Genomic DNA, 17,120 nt, shown 5'->3' on the forward strand with positions numbered 1-17,120 from the left:
AGATGTGTATAAGAGACAGGTATTAATACAGACGGTAGTTTCAAGTATTCAAATAATTTGAAAAACTATAGTAGTAAAATTGAAGATTTTGAACTGGGTGAGCAAATGGTTGAAGGTGATTGACAAGAAATGAGGAGTTAAATATGAAAAAAGTGTTGCTTGTAGTAGTGGGTTCATTTTTGTTGGGGATAGGTGTATTCAATTCGGTAGAAGCAAGAGGAGAAGAAAAGGCAGCAACTCAAAGCATAGAGTCTAAAGAATCTGACGGAGAGTTTATTGACCCAGATGACAAAAAGCCGAGAGCTACACGTGCTGTTGCTGGCAGTCGTACAGTGAAAATAGAGAAAATCTATTTTGAAATTACGGATGGTACAAAGAACGTTACTCCTGTACCAATGCCTAAAACAAATTTTTCAGTCTCGTATTCTTTGGATGGAAAAGAGACTCTTTTACATGAGGGAAGGACAAATGTCACTGGTGAGATTGCAGGGTTGAGCTTTCCCAATATCCCAAATGAAGTAACCTCGTTGATTGTCAGATTTTACCTAGGAAACTCTGAGAGAGGGTTTGTTCAGCGTTACAATAGGAAGCCGTACACATTTCATCATGCTCGAACGATTCCAGCGAACTCAGTAATCAATGTTTCTTCAAATACGGCTAGATTTGGTGTAGCAGGTAATCCAGATACGTATTTTTACAATTATGTGGCAGCAAAAATCAATTACATTTTTGAGCAATCCGTCCAAGAATATTCTAATAATGTAGCTAAGGCAAATGACTTGTTTCCAGATACTAAACCTTTTGAACTAGCACCAATTAATATGAATTTTGAAAAAGACCAGATGATTGACAAAAGTAATGGATTTAATAAGAACGGTCATCTTGGTGGAGGCGTACCTGATATTGTTGTCGCAGATAGAAGTGATCGAACGAGATTTATCGATCCTGTAATTCTCAAACGAACAGTCATGCATGAATGGACACACTGGAACTGGTATAGATATGCCTATGCACCAAGCGGCGGGTATGAGGGACAATATTCATACAATGCAAATCCAAGAGTCAGTTATAAAGAAGGTTGGGCGTTGATTAACGATGAGATGTTTGCGAGAAATTACGATCTTGATTGGATTGATTCTCTAGTACAAACGGATAAGTACAACGGAGTTAATCGACTTTTTGGCAAATCAACTAATATGACTGTTCTACTGGTTTTATATGATTTGATAGATGTAATTTCGAAGGATGAGGACTACTCAATAGCTCTTAGATATTTAGATGAAGAATTATCTGAACTGGAGCAAAAGAAGTTAAGTCTTGGCATCATGCATACAGTAATGGCTGAATCAAAGGCAACGACACTTCAAGAGTTCTTAACTTATCTGGAGAAGAACTATGTAAGAACAAAAAATGATAAAGCAAAGTTCGCCAAAGTATTGGAAGTGAACGGACTTTCTAGGGATGGCAGTTTTACGTTAGATAATGATGGGAATCCGTTGAAAGTACCTCTTGCTGCTCCTGCCACTGCCGAAGACTCAGCCATTTTAGATAAGGATGAGTAAGGTAGTCAATTCGTAAAGATTCGATGTGCTGATAAATCAGAAATGAGGAGTATCCATGAAAAAATAGTGTTCTTTGTTGGTATAATTGTCTGTTTCTTTTGCTTTCCAAAAGCAGGTCAGGCATTGGAGAAGAATGAAGTTCAAATTGATAATTTCAAAATGTAGAGAATCATCCGGATATTGAAGCAAAAATTGCTATATGCGACAACCTTAAAAAAATCGATCAAGAAGGAACGTTCATCGCAAAAAGTAACGAATGAATTTTTTAGTATGCTGATTAACTTTATGGCATCGGTAAGAAAGAAGGGATAATAAGCATATTATGAAAATAGTTGTCTTAGCAGGTGGCAGAAGTAGTGAACGGGAAGTCTCGCTGGCTTCGGGAAGTAAGATCGCGAATGCGCTGATAGCAAAAGGTCACCAAGTTTTGTTAATAGATTTACTAGTTGGAACACCGAAATATACCAGCTTTGATCGTGCGTATGAAGAATGCAAGACGGATCACTATTATTATGAGGTTTCAGAAGTGCTGCCAGATTCTGGGAAAAGCTTGGAAAATGAAATCGGTTCAAATATTCTAGAAATCTGTGATAGTGCAGATATTACTTTTCTTGCCCTACATGGTGGTATCGGTGAAAATGGGAAATTGCAGGCGATGTTTGATATATACAATATTAAGTATACTGGATCAGATTCTCAAAGCAGTCTATTGGCGATGGATAAGCTGGTAACGAAAAAGCTGATGCGATTTCATGGTATACCTACGGCTAATTGGATCGTGGTCTCTAACTTGGATCAACTAGCCAAGGTTCATTTACCAGCGGTGGTGAAGCCGATCGATAGCGGGTCCAGCTTAGGAATTTCTGTAGTTGAAACAGAGCAAAAGGTAAAGATAGCGATCAAAGAAGCATTTCATTATTCCGATAGTCACAGGATATTAATAGAAGAAAAAATTGAAGGTAGAGAGTTTTCTGTAGGGATACTCGGAGATCAAATACTGCCGGTAATCGAAATGATTCCAAAATCAGGCTTCTATAATTATCAAAATAAGTATCAAAAAAATCGAATGGAAGACATTGTGCCTGCGAATGTCGAGAGGCACTTAGTCGAACAGATGAAGATTTTAGCATTGAAGATACATCGTGTATTAGGATTGTCCGTTTGTTCGAAGACAGATTTGTTATTGGATAAAAGCAATCGTATTTTTGTGACTGAGGTCAATTCTTTGCCATGTATGATGACGAATAGTTTGTTTTCGCAAGCAGCCGCTGCTGAGGGAATTGAGTTTCCCGAGCTTTGCGAAAGTATTATCAACGAGTCTTTAAAAAAATATGAATTGCAAGTTTTAGTATAAAAAGGTGTAAGCTTTCGATTTTTTTGAATAATTGAATCTTTCCAAAAAGTTCGAAAGCTCGTCATTTAAATACACGTTTAGAAAATGGAGGGGAACGATGAGTTTTGTTATTGGTCTTGGTTTATTTCTGCTTGGGGGATTTATGGGAGTAGCAGTAATGTGTTTAGTACAGGTTGGAAGGACCGATGATAGAGAAAATAGAGAGCTAAAGGAATAGCCGGAAACGAGATTTGCACTGTAGTGTGTCAGCGTTCAATTCTTAAGGAAAATGCGGTGATGAAAATGGAAAATAATATAGAGATGGGTATGGATTCAACTGAAGAAATATTGCAAGAAGAGATTCGAAGAAAGATTGAGACTTTAGAATATACCACTGAAGAAACTAAGGATATATATTTTCAACAGTTAGCTAAATGTGACAAGCATTCTGAATTGCAAGAATTAATCAATGTGATTGAAATAGGTGAACAGCAACTTTATGAGATAGAAAAATCAATGTTCCAAACATTAGAAGATTGTATCTGGAGGATTAACGAGTTTAAGTATTTACCAATGGCTGAAAAGAATCAATGGATTGAAAAAGTCATTGCCTGCGATCTTCCAGAAAGCATGGATGCTACATATACAGAAGCATTAGAGGCTGAGAACGAAGCAAGTAATACCATCAGAGAGACAAGTAAAAGAAGCTTTGATGGCTGGACGATTTTTATCGATTATTAGTTAAGGGCTGCTTGGTTAAATTGCGGGATTGAAATAACTTTTGTTGTTTAATGATGGACATTTGAAATAAACAAATTACTATACTTAGAAAAGAGCAATCTTGTTAAATATCAAATCTGAAGTTCTCAAAATTTTTAAGGGCAAGAAAAACTGATTACTTAATATAGAAGGGAAGAAAATGGTGATAGAGGTTTTATTATTTATAATTATCGTGGGTTGGCTATTTGAGGCTGTGCTGATAATTAACTGGGAACAAAGATTGAAACAGAAGCTGAAGGATTAGAATTGAGAGGTTTTGGTGATTCGTTGTAATTGTCTCAACGTGAGAATAATCAGCTTTAACATCAAGTAAAAAAACCAACTCTCCACTATGCCACCACGCTTACGTTTCTTAGTAAACTATTTTGGTACTAAGAAAGTGAGGGAGATATTATGGCTACAGGAGAGGTGCAGGGACACTCGTCATTATGGCGTCGGAGGGCCGTGCTATTTATTATCAGTCAGGGAATCACTTTATTTGGTTCGTCGATTGTTCAGATGGCGATTATCTGGCAGGTGGCGTTAGAGACATCATCTGGATTTTGGTTGACGGTGCTTACGTTAAGTTCTACTATTCCGCAAATGCTTCTTTCTTTTTTTGGCGGAGTGTGGGCGGACCGCTATTCGAGAAAGCGGCTGATTATACTAGCGGATGCGGGGATTGCGGTAGTCACATTGGTCTTAGCGCTGATATTCATGTTTGGAAAAACAGCCAACATTCTTCCGCTGCTGGTTTTGGTATCCGCTCTGCGTTCAGTTGGTTCGGGGATACAAACACCGGCTGTGAGTGCGGTTATTCCTCAGATCGTACCGGAGGAACAGCTGATTCGGTATAACGGGATCAATAGCAGCATGATGGCTATCGTGCAATTTGCTTCTCCGGCGGTTGCCGGTGCTGTTTTATCGATTGGTTCTTTTCACTGGTTATTGTTACTTGATGTGGCAACGGCATTAATCGGCATTATTCTATTAAGCTTTGTCACGATCACGAAGCTGAAAAAAGCAGAACAGAGTGAACAAACATTTTTTGCGGACATGAAAGCTGGAATTTCTTACGCAGCGAAAGAGCTGGTTGTTAAGCGGCTGCTGCTCACATATGGTGCATTTATTTTTCTCTCTGTTCCGTCCAGCTTTTTAACGGTGTTAATGATCGAACGAACCTTCGGAAATAGCTATACGTACTTAACAGTGAATGAAATGGCTGGTTTTGCTGGAATGGTACTAGGCGGAATTTTACTGGGAACTTGGGGCGGCTTTAAGCAAAGAACTAAGACACTGGTCTTTGGGCTGGTCTGCTTCGGCACATTTTCGTTGGTACTGGGCTTCACATATATCTTCTGGCTATTTGCAGTAATGATGTTTATGATGAGCTTTTTCATTCCCGTCGTTCAGACAGCCACCACAACGATGCTTCAGGAACATGTTCCGGCGGAGAAACAGGGTCGCATTTTTGGACTTCTAGGCGCGATGTATAGTGGATTTATGCCGCTGGGTACGGCGATTTTTGGCCCGCTTGCAGATGTGCTTAAAATTCAATGGCTGGTAATTGGTTGTGGTGTTTCTTTGGTGATTCTTGGTTTGCTTCGGCTTTTTCATAGTGAAGAGAGCTAAAAAAATTTACCTATCTAATCTATCTCTGTCAAAGACTTCGATAATTTATCGAAGTCTTTTTTATGATGAGAGTCGTTATTTATATTTGAATATTAGTTTTTTTATGATTTTTAATTTGTGATAAATTCAAATGATACTATTGTAAAAATAACAATACTAAGTTGAGTGAGAGAAAATCAATGTTTTTAATTATACGATAATCTGGATAACATAAATGGACTGTTGAAGAAAGTGTTGTTAGGTTAGAAAAATAAAATATTTTCATGGAGAGAGATTTGTGATACTATTAGCAGAAAATAATAAACATGCAATAGACGGGATTAGTTCTATTTAGTTTTTCGTCTGTTTTTTATAGTTAAGGTGTAATTATGAGAGAAGATATAAAACATGCAGATATCATTGTGGTAAAGGTCGGTACTAGTCTGCTAGTGTCACCGGAAACGGGAGTTCTTGAACCAGCTATTTCAAAACTGGCTGAGGTGCTGTCTGAACTGATAGCGGCTGGAAAGAAGCTTATCTTGGTTTCTTCGGGAGCTGTGGGTGCGGGCCTTACGCAATTAGGTGCGGTCTCCAAGTTTACGGCAGCGGCTGTTGGTCAGGGGATTTTGACCAGTCTCTATGAAGCGGCGTTTAGAGAACATGAGCAAGCAATCGGACAGCTATTAGTGAGTCGTGAGATTTTAGCGGTAGCAGAAAGTCGGCAGGCTTTTACTGAAACGATCCATGAACTCTTAGCTCATGGAATTTTACCGATCATTAATGAGAATGACGCAGTAACGATTGATGGAGAAGAGTGCCAAAACAAATTTGAGGATAATGACGAATTATCCTTATTAGTAGCCGAAGCGGTTCAAGCAGATTTGCTGGTGATGCTGACGGATGTCAACGGCTTATATTCGGAAAATCCGTTAGTCAATGAACAGGCGACGATGATTTCTCATTTGAGTGAAATTGATCAGCGTTTATTGGAAGAATCTGATCCTCACTTGGGAGAGCTGAGCCGCGGCGGGATCAAGAGCAAGTTGAAAACAGCGACAGGGGCATTGACTGCGGATATTTCCATGGTTTTGGCAAATGGCAAGAGTCCGTATGTGCTGTTTGATATTTTGGCAGGACAGGAAGTCGGAACTTTGTTTAAAAAATATTAATACATAAAGGGAGGGAAAGTGATGTTAAGAGTACAGGAGCAATTACCTTTTTCAAAACAACGAGAAGCGATTCAGGCGGCTTTGATCTCAGGCTTTTTTAGCGAGCAGACGACATTTCCAATTGCTAGTACGAGCGAGGGAGAGTTTGCGCCGTCCATGGAGGAGTTATCTGATTGGGTGAAAAACAAGACTCGAACTGAAAAACAGCCGGAGGATTACCAAGCAACTAATGAGTATGCAGAAGCGGTGATCGATTTCGAGTGGCGCGATGTAACAGGTTTGGAGAAGATATTTAGTGTTGGTCCTTTCTTGCGAGATCAGAATCATGATTTTTTGCCTGATGAGCTGGCAGTGAGATTGATCATTCCGGAAGAGTGCGATGGCTCGGTCATGGTGGCAGCGAGTAATTTTGCCTTTCGTCTTGGGATGGAGACAACGGCTATCAATGATTGGCTGTTAGTTGAGAAGTATGAAGGCGGTCCTGCGATTTTATTCAGAGAAGCAGAACGCTGTCAAATCCTGCAACAGGATGAGCTGGTTATTATAGAAGGAACAGGAAAAGAGCTGGAGGTGTTTTCGGCTATTTTGTGTGAACAGTTTCCACAGCTTTCGACTTTTGAGACATGGACCAGCTATCTGCAGAAATTGGTCGACAGTTTTCTGTTGAAAAATTTGGATGGGCAGTTAGCTTATGCTGCAAGTATAGCGACAGATAATGTGACTGCTTATGTATCACCAGAATTTCTGCAGCGTCAAGAAGAAATCGAAACGGCTTTTCCTAAGACGACCTTCATCAATCATCGATCCATGGTTGAGGCTTGGCAGAAAGATTTTGATTTGACTTGGGAAGTCGATGAGTTTTTACAGATGCTCACCTCAGTTTATCCGAAAATTCAGGCAGGAGATCAGGTAGAGATTCAAGGCGTTCTAAGTGAAGATCGTCAAGTACGAAAAGAATTGAAGGAAAAAATCGAAGCAGAATTAGCGCAGCGTAAGGCAACAGGCTCTGTTGAATTGATTTGTGCCCATAAGCAGGGCTTTTCGTGGATCAACGAGGTGCTCATTCCTAAGCTGAAAAGTCAGAAAATTGAAAAGATTACAATTGCTTTTAAGCCGTTTTTACCAGCTGGTGTGACGGAATGGACCGAGGAGTCGGGGGCGACGCCTTCTTATAATAATGTAAATGGTCATGATTCGGAGAAATGGAACGACTTGCCGATCCGCTATTTGCAGGAATTGTATCCGATTCAAGATAATTTGATGGCGGCCTTTGATTTGAAGGCTGATCAGATCGAGTTTGTCACCTATTCTGGCGAGGAAGAGCTGACCTATGAGGTGGCGGTGCAGACTGCATCGGGTACGGAGCGCTGGACTTATCAGGCAAGCTACTCTGAAAGACCCTATCTTAGTGAGTATTCGGGAATGGGCAAGGTTCATCCACCGACTGGCAGACTCCAGGTGGAAATCAATGGGGAAAATTATTTAACAGAAGAATTCGCGACGGACATTGAAAAAATCTGGACGCATTATCAAGAGGATGTATTACCGAAATGTCGTAAATGGATTGAAAAACGAGCAGCAGGAGAAGTTTCGAAGGAGCAGCAGCCGTTCTTTGCTCAATTAAAGCTAGATATTCTTGCTAGCGAACCCGATGAGCGTCTTTCTAGCCGAAATGATTTGCTGTCGAGTTTAGATGCGCTGCATGAGGATCTTTACTTTGCCGGAGCCGATTATTTTAAAAATTATGGCTTGGAGGCCTGCGGCGAAATGTTTGAAGAACCGGGATTGATCTTACCGGTGATTCGCCAAAACACTGGCCGACCACAATTTAAAGCAACGCTTTTTGAACAGGTAAAAAAGGAGCCGCAAATTATTACAGAGGGTCAAGTCTTAGCTCACCCGAATGATCGTAAAAAAGTTAATTGTACGCTTCAATCTATCACTTATCACCAGCAGCGATTGGTTGCGACGATCAAGGTCGATGGGGTAGCGGCGAATGTGGTAGCAGCTTATGCGAAATTATTGGAGCAAGGGCTAGTGGCGCAGGAGTTTGATTTTGGTTTATATGACGGGCTTGTCTTTCAAGTGGATGATCAGCGTTTTGCAGTAAGAAAAATGCCAGAAAAAGCAGAAGTCGAACAGGATTTAACGATCGATCAGATTGATTTATTACCAGATCAAGTCATTGGCTATGAGGAATATTTGACGATTATCGATCAATTGAAGCGAGTGCCGCAGATCGCGGTTTATAAAATCGCTACTTCATATTTGGGTCGAGAAATCTATGCAATCGAATTATTGCAGAAGGACGCAGGTTCCGGTTATCTTTCGAAAACGAAGCGATTGACGAATCATCCATCAGAGATCATCAACGCTCGTCATCATGCCAACGAAGTTTCGGGAACGAATGGTGCCTTCTTATTATTGAAGGAATTATTGACCGATCCGAAATATCAGGATCTGGCGGATCAACTAAATCTGGTGATTGTGCCTTTAGAAAATGTGGATGGCGCGGCGATTCATTATGAGCTGCAAAAGACGACGCCTGAATGGAAATTACATGTGGCACGCTTTAATGGCGTTGGAAAAGAGTTTTACCATGAATATTTCAATCTTGAAACGCAGCATACCGAAGCAATGGGAATGACTCGTTTGTATGAACGCTTCGTTCCTGATGTGATGGTGGATAATCACGGAGTGCCTACCCACGAATGGGAACAGCCATTTTCCGGTTACACTTCACCGTCATATAAAGGCTTCTGGCTTCCTCGTTCATTGCTGTACGGCTATTTTTGGGTCGCGACGAATGATGAATATCGGTCCAATATCGTGTTGAATAAACAGATTGAGGATGCGATCGCGGATGCCATCGGCGCTGTTCCGGAAATGAAGCGATGGAATGAGGAGTGGGCGGCACAATTTGAAGTGTATGCGCATAAGTGGCTGCCTAAGATGTTTCCGGCAGATTATTACAAGGAAATGATCAATTATTGGATTGGGTTTAAAGCTGATCCGCAGCATCGTTACCCATCGATTCGTTTTCCGTGGCTGACCTCGGTTGCATATACAAGTGAGGTCGCGGATGAAACGGCGCAAGGGGAATACTTGACGCTGTGTGCTCAAGCCCATGTGGTTCATGATTTAGCGACGATTGATTTGCTATTGGCGGCAACCACTCTTTATCAAACTTCGTCAGTTTTAACAGACGAGGAAATAACTATCAGCTATACTCGGCTGCGGCCGATTATTGCATCACATTAAGGAGGAAAATTTTATATGGAATTAGTTAAGTTAATAGGTATTTTAATTGTTATTATCGGCTTTGCCTTAAAGCTAGATTCGATTCTGATCATCTTAGTAGCGGCGATCGTTACGGCGATCACTGGTGGTTTGGGAGTCGAAGGATTGTTGACGACATTAGGAACCAGCTTTGTTTCTAACCGTTCGATGGCGATCTTCATTCTAATCATGTTAGTTACGGGTACTTTGGAACGAAATGGTCTGAAGGAGTCTGCGGCCAAGCTGATTGGAAAAATCAAAAATGCTTCGGCCGGAGCGGTGATTGGCGCTTATGGTGTGATGCGCTCGATCTTTGCGGCCTTCAATATTAGTTTTGGCGGTGTGGCAGGTTTTGTCCGTCCAATCATTATGCCGATGGTGATCGGTTCGATCGAGGCCAAAGGCAAAAATCCAGAAGAGGATTATGTTGAAGAATTAAAAGGAATGTCATCAGGGATGGAAAATATTGCTTGGTTCTTCTTCCAAGTATTGTTCGTTGGTGGACCAGGAGCTTTGCTGGTGCAGGCAACACTAAAAGATTTAGGATACGAAACAAGCCTGCTTGATTTGGCGAAGGTTGAAATTCCGGTGGCCTTGTTCGCTGTCATCGTAGCGATTGTTTACTACTTCTTAAAAGATCGAAAACTTTACAAAAAATACTACGGTAACGATAAGTAGGGGGGAAAGCAGATGTCATTTTTTCTAAGTCAAGAAGTCTTATTATCTGAAAAATTACTTGAAATTATATATATTATTATGGGAGCTGTCGCTGTCTATACTGGGATCAAAAATGCCCGTGACAAAGACAATGCGACACCGATTGGAACAGCGATCTTCTGGTGTGCATTAGGTGTGGTAATGATGTTTGGACGCTGGATTCCGCCAATGATCAATGGGGTATTAGTCATTATTATGACCCTGCCGCCAATTTTTAAAAAGGTCAGCAAAGGAAAAGAAAGTGCGCCTACAGAAACGGTTACTAAGAAAATGGCGGATAAGATTGGAATGAAGATATTTATTCCGGCCTTGTCAATGGGGATATTTGCGATTATTTTCGCGGTGTTTACTCAATTAGGCGCTTTAGTTGGTGTCGGAGTCGGTGTATTAGTAGCAATCGTCATTTTGATGATTTATTCAAATTCAAACAAACCAAAGGTATTCTTAGATGATGCAGAACGGATGCTGTCAACTGTAGGTCCATTAAGTATGCTGCCAATGCTGCTGGCGAGTTTGGGTGCGATCTTTACCGCGGCAGGAGTTGGGGAAGTAATCTCAGAGCTGGTAGCAAAAGTAATACCGAAGGGCAATGTGAATCTAGGGATCATTGTTTTTGCGATCGGTATGATGCTGTTTACGATGATTATGGGGAATGCCTTTGCGGCGATCACAGTAATGACAGTCGGAATTGGTGCGCCATTTGTTTTAGCCTATGGTGCTGATCCAGTCTTGATCGGTATGGTAGCCTTGACCTGCGGGTATTGCGGAACGCTGTGCACACCAATGGCGGCGAACTTCAATATCGTGCCTGTCGCGATGTTAGAAATGAAGGACCGTTTTGGCGTTATCAAGAACCAAGCTGTGTTAGCAGTTATTTTCTTAGTATTCCAAATTGGCTATATGATTCTATTTAAATAGAAATATTTTGAAAGAAAAAGGTGAGCGTGATGAAAGTATTAATTACCGGTTTTGATCCCTTTGGCGGAGCAAAAATAAATCCTGCGTTTGAGGCAGTAAAATTATTGCCTGATACAATTGAAGGAGCAGCGATCCATAAATTAGAAATCCCGACGGTTTTCAAAAAGGACGGCGAAGTTCTGGCGAAGGCGATTGAAGAACAACAGCCAGACATTGTCATTTGTGTCGGACAGGCAGGCGGTCGTTCAGATATCTCAATCGAAAAAGTTGCGATCAATTTAATGGAAGCCCGTATTCCAGATAACGAACAGCAGCAGCCATTGAACCAAGTGATTTTCGAAGACGGCGAAACAGCTTATTTTGCGACAATTCCAGTTAAGGCGATGGTCAGCAAGGTCAAAGAAGGAGGCATTCCATCAAGTGTTTCATACACAGCAGGAACATTCGTCTGCAACGATATCATGTATCGCTTGCTGTATTTAGCAGATAAGCAAAACAAAGATATCAAAGGCGGATTCATCCATGTTCCGTATTTGCCAGAACAAGTTTTAGATTTGCCGGTTGGAACACCAAGTTTGTCAGTTGAAACGATTGCTAAAGGTCTGGAAGCCGCAGTTGCTGCCGCAGTGACAACGGATGAAGATCAAAATGTCGCAATGGGAACAATTATGTAAATATAATAGAAGAAAGATCGAGCATTGTAATTTGTGCTCGATTTTTTTATTAAAATAATTCCTTTATTGCGAATATCGGAAAGGGTATAATTGAAATGGTCATCGAATGGGGTGGTATTATCGATAAATTAACAGACGGGGGTTTGAATATGTTAGGCACTATAAAAAGAATCACTTTTCCTAATCGACTGTTTTTACTGTTAGCAGTCATCTTCGGATTATTGATGATTAACATTGTTCCACCAATTCAAGCACCTGATGAGATCGGTCATTTTATTAAGGCGTATGCTTTTTCAGAATTAAAGGTGAAGCCTCAGGCGGTAAGCAAGAAGTTCTCAAAAAACGAGAGTACCTGGGGAAAGTTTGGTTTTGAAGTTCCTTATGAAATGAAAAGTATGAATTCCTATGCTGTAGATAAAAACGGTAAGAACGCAAAATATCCTTATCAATATAAAGTCGATGCGCAGAAAATCAAAAATGGAGAAAAGGCCTTTATTGGTACCGGTGGGATCACGAATTACTTCTTTGTTAATTACATTCCTCAAATTATCGGTATCAAAATAGGAAAAGCATTAGGAAAACCTATTATTTGGCAATATTACGCTGCAAGGTATTTAAATTTGATTTTCTATATCTTGATCGTATCGTTAGCAATCAAAAGATTTCCTTTTTCGAAATTAGGGGCAACGATCCTTGGCTTGAATCCGATGGCGCTCTTTTTGGCTTCCTCAGTTTCCGGCGATGCGATGATCATTGCAGTGAGCTTCTATTTTATCGCATGGATCTCATCGTTGATTGGAAAAGAGACGATCTCCGACGTGAAGCTGGCATTCAGCGCGCTATTAATGGTGAATTTAGTTTTATTAAAACCGACGTTGATCGTATTAGGAATGTTGTTTTTCTTGATTCCCAATAAGTCCTTCAGCATTAATCGAAAAGCGATATGGGGAAGTAGTATTTTTGTTGCCTGTATTCTGTTTTATGTATTGTGGAATCGAATGATGATCGACCAGCAGCTTCTTTATCGTGATTTTGCGAATCCTAGTGAACAGGTCACGAAGTTTTTAAAAGAGCCATCGCTCTTTTTTGAGAATTTTCGCGACAACTATCTATTTGGAACAAAAGGCGATCATATCGTTTACTCTTTTGTCGGGATGTTTGGTTTGCTGGATGCACCGATGGGCTTTCACTGGGTCGTGCTATACTGCATGACACTGGTTGGTGCCTGCTTTGTGCAGGAAAAAGACAGTCAAGGGCTCATTTTTCATCAGCGAGTGATCGTGGTGGCGATGATGTTCCTGTATACGATCTTGACATTTTTCGCTCTTTATCAGATTTGGAATAAGGTTGGTCGCACTGCTTCCATCGAAGGATTGCAGGGCCGTTACTTTATTCCGACGAGTTTACTGATCGTTCCGCTTTTTTCCAGTAGAGAAAAGATTCTCAATATTAAAAATAATAAGTTGAATATTGCCGCTTCGCTGGGCATCATTTTAGTTTTGATTGCAGCGATGATCACACTAACAAACCGATATCCGGTTGGCTAAGCAAAAGAGCCTCAACGATAAATCAATCGTTGAGGCTCTTCTACTTTATTTCGTCACCGTTTCCCAAAAGCGTTCGAAGGTTTCTAATTGTGTTAACTGGCGATTGCATTGATCGCTGTTTGTGCAAATATAGTTGCCTTTTTTCGTGTAGGTTCCATCGCCGGAAGATTTAGTTGTTGCCAAAAAGAAGGCGACAGTACTGATTTGATTGCAGATAGCGCAATGGCCTTTTTGCACGTCTGTGCTAAAGGTTCCATAAACACCAGTGAAGCGGCCATCGATTTTTCGCAGCAGGTACTTGCGATTCGTTCCGCTGTCGTTCCAGCCGAGATAACTTAATTCACGAAAATCCAAGGTATCCAATTCTGGATACTGCATTTTTTTGACTTTGCGAAAGCTTTTTTCGATTTGTTTTGTCGAGGGAGCGTCCATTGGAATGATAAATTGCTTCATTTCCGCAAAAAGCTTTTCGAATTTCTCTCTAGTGAGTCCTGTATCAAGAAATTTTTCCCAATAAGCTTCCAGCAATGGATCGCGGCTGAAAAATTCTTCGGTTTTTCCTTTGATTAATGTTTGCAGGGTCGAAATTGTTTGCTTATCATTGACTGAATGGTAGGCACTGATAAGTTCGCTGACTTGTTGTTTGCAATACCAATATTCGTATGGTTTTAAAATTAATTTTTCTGTATTCATCGTTTTCCTCGTTTCTGATCTTTGAGGAAACTTTTTCCATCAAAGAACTAATAATTTACTGATTCATTATTAATTTCTTTGAACGTACGATACAAGATGAGCTTATCATCATGATCTCCTCCTTGTGCTGCATGATCCACACCTTCGATAGAATAAACCATTCCGGGCATTTCTACAAGTTTTTTCTGATTAATCGAAAATAGTTGTCAAAGTAAACTAATTGTTTTATACTCAAATTAGTTGATATAGTAAACTATCAAAGGGAAGGTCGTGATACTGCGTGGATACCCATGAGGTTCGAAAGTTTAATCGGTACTACACGAGAATTTTAGGTGTATTTGATCAAAAGGTATTTAATCTGGATTATTCCATGATTGAAATGCGGATCTTGGGAGAAATTGGCCGTCATCCGAGTATTACTGCGAATGAACTGACAAAATATCTGAATATCAAAAAAAGTTATTTAAGCCGGAAGCTAAGCAAACTGGAACGAGATGAGTATATCTTCAAGGAGAAAAATTCTGAGGATAGCAGAATTCTGCATCTTTATCTTTCAGAGAAGGGCTTAGAATTGAACAAATACGTGGAAGAGCAGTCTGATCAAAAAGTTTTGGAATTATTAGAACCCTTAGACAGTGAAAATTATCAGGAATTGGTCGCTGCCATGAAGACGATTGAAAAAATATTATACAAAGTTGTTCCCAATGAGCTGGAGAACGAATAAAAGGAGCTGATTGCAGTGTCAGAAGTAAAGATTGTTCCATTTGAAGAAAAATATACGCAAGAAGTGGTTGATTTGATTCTTCCGATTCAACGAGAGGAGTTCAATATCGCTATTAGTATTGAGGACCAGCCGGATCTGTTAAAAATCAAAGAAGAATACATCGATACTGGCGGGAATTTTTGGGTCGCACTTTCTAACGAGAAAGTCGTTGGGTCGATTGCTTTAGTGAAGCTGGGAAATCACAATGGTGCGATTAAAAAAATGTTTGCGGCAAAAGAATTTCGCGGTGAGAAGCAAGTCGGGAAAAGCTTGCTGAATACCTTAGTTGCTTATTGTAAGGATCAGGGATATGAGCATCTATACTTAGGAACCGTCGATGTGCTGAAGGCAGCTCAAAAGTTTTATAAGAAAAACGGTTTTGAGCTGATCGATAAAAGCGAAATGCCAAAAGACTATCATTTAATGGACGTCGATACAGTCTTCTTTATGAGAGATTTAACGAAGGATTAAGCTATCACAGCCCTTAATTACATCAAAAAGATGTCGTTAAGGGCTTTTTGATGAATGGGATTAATAAGATAAAAATATCGCAAAAGAAATAAGTGAGATGGAATGTATTTAACATATAGTCATTTAGATGAAGCAGGTGCAGTTTTTTATCCTTGTGAAAACCCTATTATGAACGCTAGGAAACTGATAAACTAATAGCATAAAGAATTCGATAATTTTATCTGTAAAAGAGGAGGTCTAGTCATGAGTTTATTAACGTCGCCAATCAACATTGGGCAGTTAGAACTTTCCAATCGTTTAACGATGCCGCCGATGGCAACCGCAAAGTCCAACGAAAATGGAGAAGTAACACAAGAACTTTGCGACTATTATGCTGAGAAATCTGCTGGCAGCTACATTGGATTAATTATTTCAGAACACAGCTATATCAATCCAGAAGGAAAGGCTAGCAAGGGACAATTGTCTATTGCTAAAGACAGTGATATCGAGGGATTGGAGAAGTTGACTGCTGCTATCCATCAAAACCACACGATAACTTTTGCGCAAATCAACCACGCCGGCGGGTTAGCCAAAGAGGAAATTACCGATCACCAACCGTTGAGCGCTAGTTCCATCGAGATGCCTAAAGGAGCTAGAAGTAAGGTGGTTCCAACGGAGATGACTCAAGAGGATATCCAAAAGGTGATCACTGATTTCGCAGCCGCTGCATTGAGGGCAAAAAAAGCTGGCTTCGATGGGGTGGAGATTCATGCTGCACATGGCTATTTATTGACGCAGTTTTATTCCCCTTTAACCAATAAACGCACGGATCAATACAACGGAAACTCGATTGAAGGAAGAATCCGACTTCATTTAGAAATCATTCAGGCGATTCGTGAAGCCGTTGGAAAAGACTATCCGATCGCTATTCGATTAGGTGCAAGCGATCATCGATCAGAAGGAACAACGATCGCTGATAGTGTGATCGCCGCACAAGAATTCGAAAAAGCGGGCGTCTGCTTACTAGATATTTCAGGCGGGTTTAGTTTTTATACTCATCCTGATTTGAAAGAGCAAGGATATTTCAGTGATTTAACAGAGGCGATCAAGCAAAACGTCACAATTCCAGTGTTACTGACAGGCGGTATTGTGGAGGCTGAGGTTGCAGAAAAACTGCTCCGTGAAAAAAAAGCGGATATGATCGGTGTGGGGCGTGCCATTCTGAAAGATTCTGATTGGGCGAAACAGGCGATTAGGACATTGGGCAATCAGGAAAACTGATATGACTCTGAATAATTTGTTAAATACTCTAAAAAAGTGGAGCAGCCAAGGCTGTTCCACTTTTTTAGGTTTAAACTATAATTCTGCTTTTAAAATCAGTTCTTGCTGATGGGGTCAACGTTGATTTTACGATCGTGGGCTTAGGAAATCCTTATGTTGGAAACACGATAGAAGAAATCGGCTATTTGACCGAAGCAGATATTCAACAATTGAAAACGCATGAGTATCTACAGAATGAAAACGTTAGAAATAATATGATACAATTAAAGAAATGAAAGAGGCTTGAAAACTAATTAGGAGGGAAGACATGAAGTATCTAAGATTTCTTTTAATGATTTCATTTATGAGTACTGTTTTAGTCGGC

The 17,120-nt window shown here is 40.3% G+C and carries 15 protein-coding genes; 14 read left to right on the forward strand and 1 reads right to left on the reverse strand.

The annotated features are described in order from the left end of the window. The first annotated feature begins 143 nt into the window (after positions 1-143). From A5875_RS17245 to A5875_RS17295, 11 genes are all read left to right on the forward strand, one after another. On the forward strand, positions 144-1,562 hold the full coding sequence (locus A5875_RS17245) for a hypothetical protein (RefSeq protein ID WP_088934833.1): 1,419 nt from the start codon (positions 144-146) through the stop codon (positions 1,560-1,562). Between the two features lie 322 nt (positions 1,563-1,884). Continuing rightward, complete coding sequence (locus tag A5875_RS17250) at positions 1,885-2,916, forward strand: D-alanine--D-alanine ligase family protein (RefSeq protein WP_088934834.1); 1,032 nt, start codon at positions 1,885-1,887, stop codon at positions 2,914-2,916. Positions 2,917-3,013: 97 nt separating this feature from the next. Beyond that, a complete protein-coding gene (locus A5875_RS17255) occupies positions 3,014-3,133 on the forward strand; it encodes a DUF3789 domain-containing protein (protein WP_088934835.1) in 120 nt (39 codons plus the stop codon). Between the two features lie 59 nt (positions 3,134-3,192). Next, positions 3,193-3,636 (forward strand): hypothetical protein, encoded by a 444-nt coding sequence (locus tag A5875_RS17260; RefSeq protein ID WP_088934836.1) that lies wholly within the window; start codon positions 3,193-3,195, stop codon positions 3,634-3,636. A 432-nt stretch (positions 3,637-4,068) separates the two neighbouring features. Continuing rightward, on the forward strand, positions 4,069-5,286 hold the full coding sequence (locus A5875_RS17265; protein ID WP_088934837.1) for an MFS transporter: 1,218 nt from the start codon (positions 4,069-4,071) through the stop codon (positions 5,284-5,286). Between the two features lie 368 nt (positions 5,287-5,654). Next, the gene (gene proB, locus A5875_RS17270; protein ID WP_088934838.1) at positions 5,655-6,434 is read left to right on the forward strand and encodes a glutamate 5-kinase; all 780 of its coding nucleotides are present in this window, start codon (positions 5,655-5,657) and stop codon (positions 6,432-6,434) included. A gap of 21 nt (positions 6,435-6,455) precedes the next feature. Continuing rightward, a complete protein-coding gene (locus A5875_RS17275) occupies positions 6,456-9,695 on the forward strand; it encodes a M14 family metallopeptidase (protein ID WP_088934839.1) in 3,240 nt (1,079 codons plus the stop codon). Between the two features lie 15 nt (positions 9,696-9,710). Next, entirely contained in the window at positions 9,711-10,391 is a 681-nt protein-coding gene (locus A5875_RS17280) for a 5-oxoproline transporter, DUF969 family subunit (protein WP_088934840.1), read from the forward strand. A 12-nt stretch (positions 10,392-10,403) separates the two neighbouring features. Beyond that, complete coding sequence (locus A5875_RS17285; protein ID WP_088934841.1) at positions 10,404-11,348, forward strand: DUF979 domain-containing protein; 945 nt, start codon at positions 10,404-10,406, stop codon at positions 11,346-11,348. 29 nt (positions 11,349-11,377) lie between these two features. Then, the gene (gene pcp, locus A5875_RS17290) at positions 11,378-12,022 is read left to right on the forward strand and encodes a pyroglutamyl-peptidase I (RefSeq protein ID WP_088934842.1); all 645 of its coding nucleotides are present in this window, start codon (positions 11,378-11,380) and stop codon (positions 12,020-12,022) included. Positions 12,023-12,117: 95 nt separating this feature from the next. Further along, on the forward strand, positions 12,118-13,569 hold the full coding sequence (locus tag A5875_RS17295) for a DUF2142 domain-containing protein (protein ID WP_242551140.1): 1,452 nt from the start codon (positions 12,118-12,120) through the stop codon (positions 13,567-13,569). A 45-nt stretch (positions 13,570-13,614) separates the two neighbouring features. Here the strand turns inward: A5875_RS17295 and A5875_RS17300 are convergent, their stop codons facing one another. Next, the gene (locus tag A5875_RS17300) at positions 13,615-14,262 is read right to left on the reverse strand and encodes a FusB/FusC family EF-G-binding protein (protein ID WP_088934843.1); all 648 of its coding nucleotides are present in this window, start codon (positions 14,260-14,262) and stop codon (positions 13,615-13,617) included. A 280-nt stretch (positions 14,263-14,542) separates the two neighbouring features. Between A5875_RS17300 and A5875_RS17305 the strand changes: the two genes are divergently transcribed. The 3 genes from A5875_RS17305 to A5875_RS17315 all read left to right on the forward strand — a co-directional run bounded on the left by A5875_RS17305 (position 14,543) and on the right by A5875_RS17315 (position 16,756). Further along, the gene (locus A5875_RS17305; protein WP_088934844.1) at positions 14,543-14,986 is read left to right on the forward strand and encodes a MarR family winged helix-turn-helix transcriptional regulator; all 444 of its coding nucleotides are present in this window, start codon (positions 14,543-14,545) and stop codon (positions 14,984-14,986) included. A 15-nt stretch (positions 14,987-15,001) separates the two neighbouring features. Continuing rightward, entirely contained in the window at positions 15,002-15,496 is a 495-nt protein-coding gene (locus tag A5875_RS17310) for a GNAT family N-acetyltransferase (RefSeq protein WP_088934845.1), read from the forward strand. 243 nt (positions 15,497-15,739) lie between these two features. Then, complete coding sequence (locus tag A5875_RS17315) at positions 15,740-16,756, forward strand: NADH:flavin oxidoreductase (protein ID WP_088934846.1); 1,017 nt, start codon at positions 15,740-15,742, stop codon at positions 16,754-16,756. The last annotated feature ends 364 nt before the right edge of the window (positions 16,757-17,120 follow it).

This window comes from Enterococcus sp. 3H8_DIV0648 (assembly GCF_002140655.1).
GTDB classification, from domain to species: domain Bacteria; phylum Bacillota; class Bacilli; order Lactobacillales; family Enterococcaceae; genus Enterococcus_A; species Enterococcus_A hulanensis.

Bases quoted from the DNA above. Each gene is read 5' to 3' on its own strand.
- A5875_RS17315 (WP_088934846.1), top strand. From the start codon at position 15,740: ATGAGTTTATTAACGTCGCCAATCAACATTGGGCAGTTAGAACTTTCC.
- A5875_RS17285 (WP_088934841.1), top strand. From the start codon at position 10,404: ATGTCATTTTTTCTAAGTCAAGAAGTCTTATTATCTGAAAAATTACTT.
- A5875_RS17255 (WP_088934835.1), top strand. From the start codon at position 3,014: ATGAGTTTTGTTATTGGTCTTGGTTTATTTCTGCTTGGGGGATTTATG.
- proB (WP_088934838.1), top strand. From the start codon at position 5,655: ATGAGAGAAGATATAAAACATGCAGATATCATTGTGGTAAAGGTCGGT.
- pcp (WP_088934842.1), top strand. From the start codon at position 11,378: ATGAAAGTATTAATTACCGGTTTTGATCCCTTTGGCGGAGCAAAAATA.
- A5875_RS17250 (WP_088934834.1), top strand. From the start codon at position 1,885: ATGAAAATAGTTGTCTTAGCAGGTGGCAGAAGTAGTGAACGGGAAGTC.
- A5875_RS17245 (WP_088934833.1), top strand. From the start codon at position 144: ATGAAAAAAGTGTTGCTTGTAGTAGTGGGTTCATTTTTGTTGGGGATA.
- A5875_RS17275 (WP_088934839.1), top strand. From the start codon at position 6,456: ATGTTAAGAGTACAGGAGCAATTACCTTTTTCAAAACAACGAGAAGCG.
- A5875_RS17295 (WP_242551140.1), top strand. From the start codon at position 12,118: ATGGTCATCGAATGGGGTGGTATTATCGATAAATTAACAGACGGGGGT.
- A5875_RS17280 (WP_088934840.1), top strand. From the start codon at position 9,711: ATGGAATTAGTTAAGTTAATAGGTATTTTAATTGTTATTATCGGCTTT.
- A5875_RS17265 (WP_088934837.1), top strand. From the start codon at position 4,069: ATGGCTACAGGAGAGGTGCAGGGACACTCGTCATTATGGCGTCGGAGG.
- A5875_RS17260 (WP_088934836.1), top strand. From the start codon at position 3,193: ATGAAAATGGAAAATAATATAGAGATGGGTATGGATTCAACTGAAGAA.
- A5875_RS17300 (WP_088934843.1), bottom strand. From the start codon at position 14,262: ATGAATACAGAAAAATTAATTTTAAAACCATACGAATATTGGTATTGC.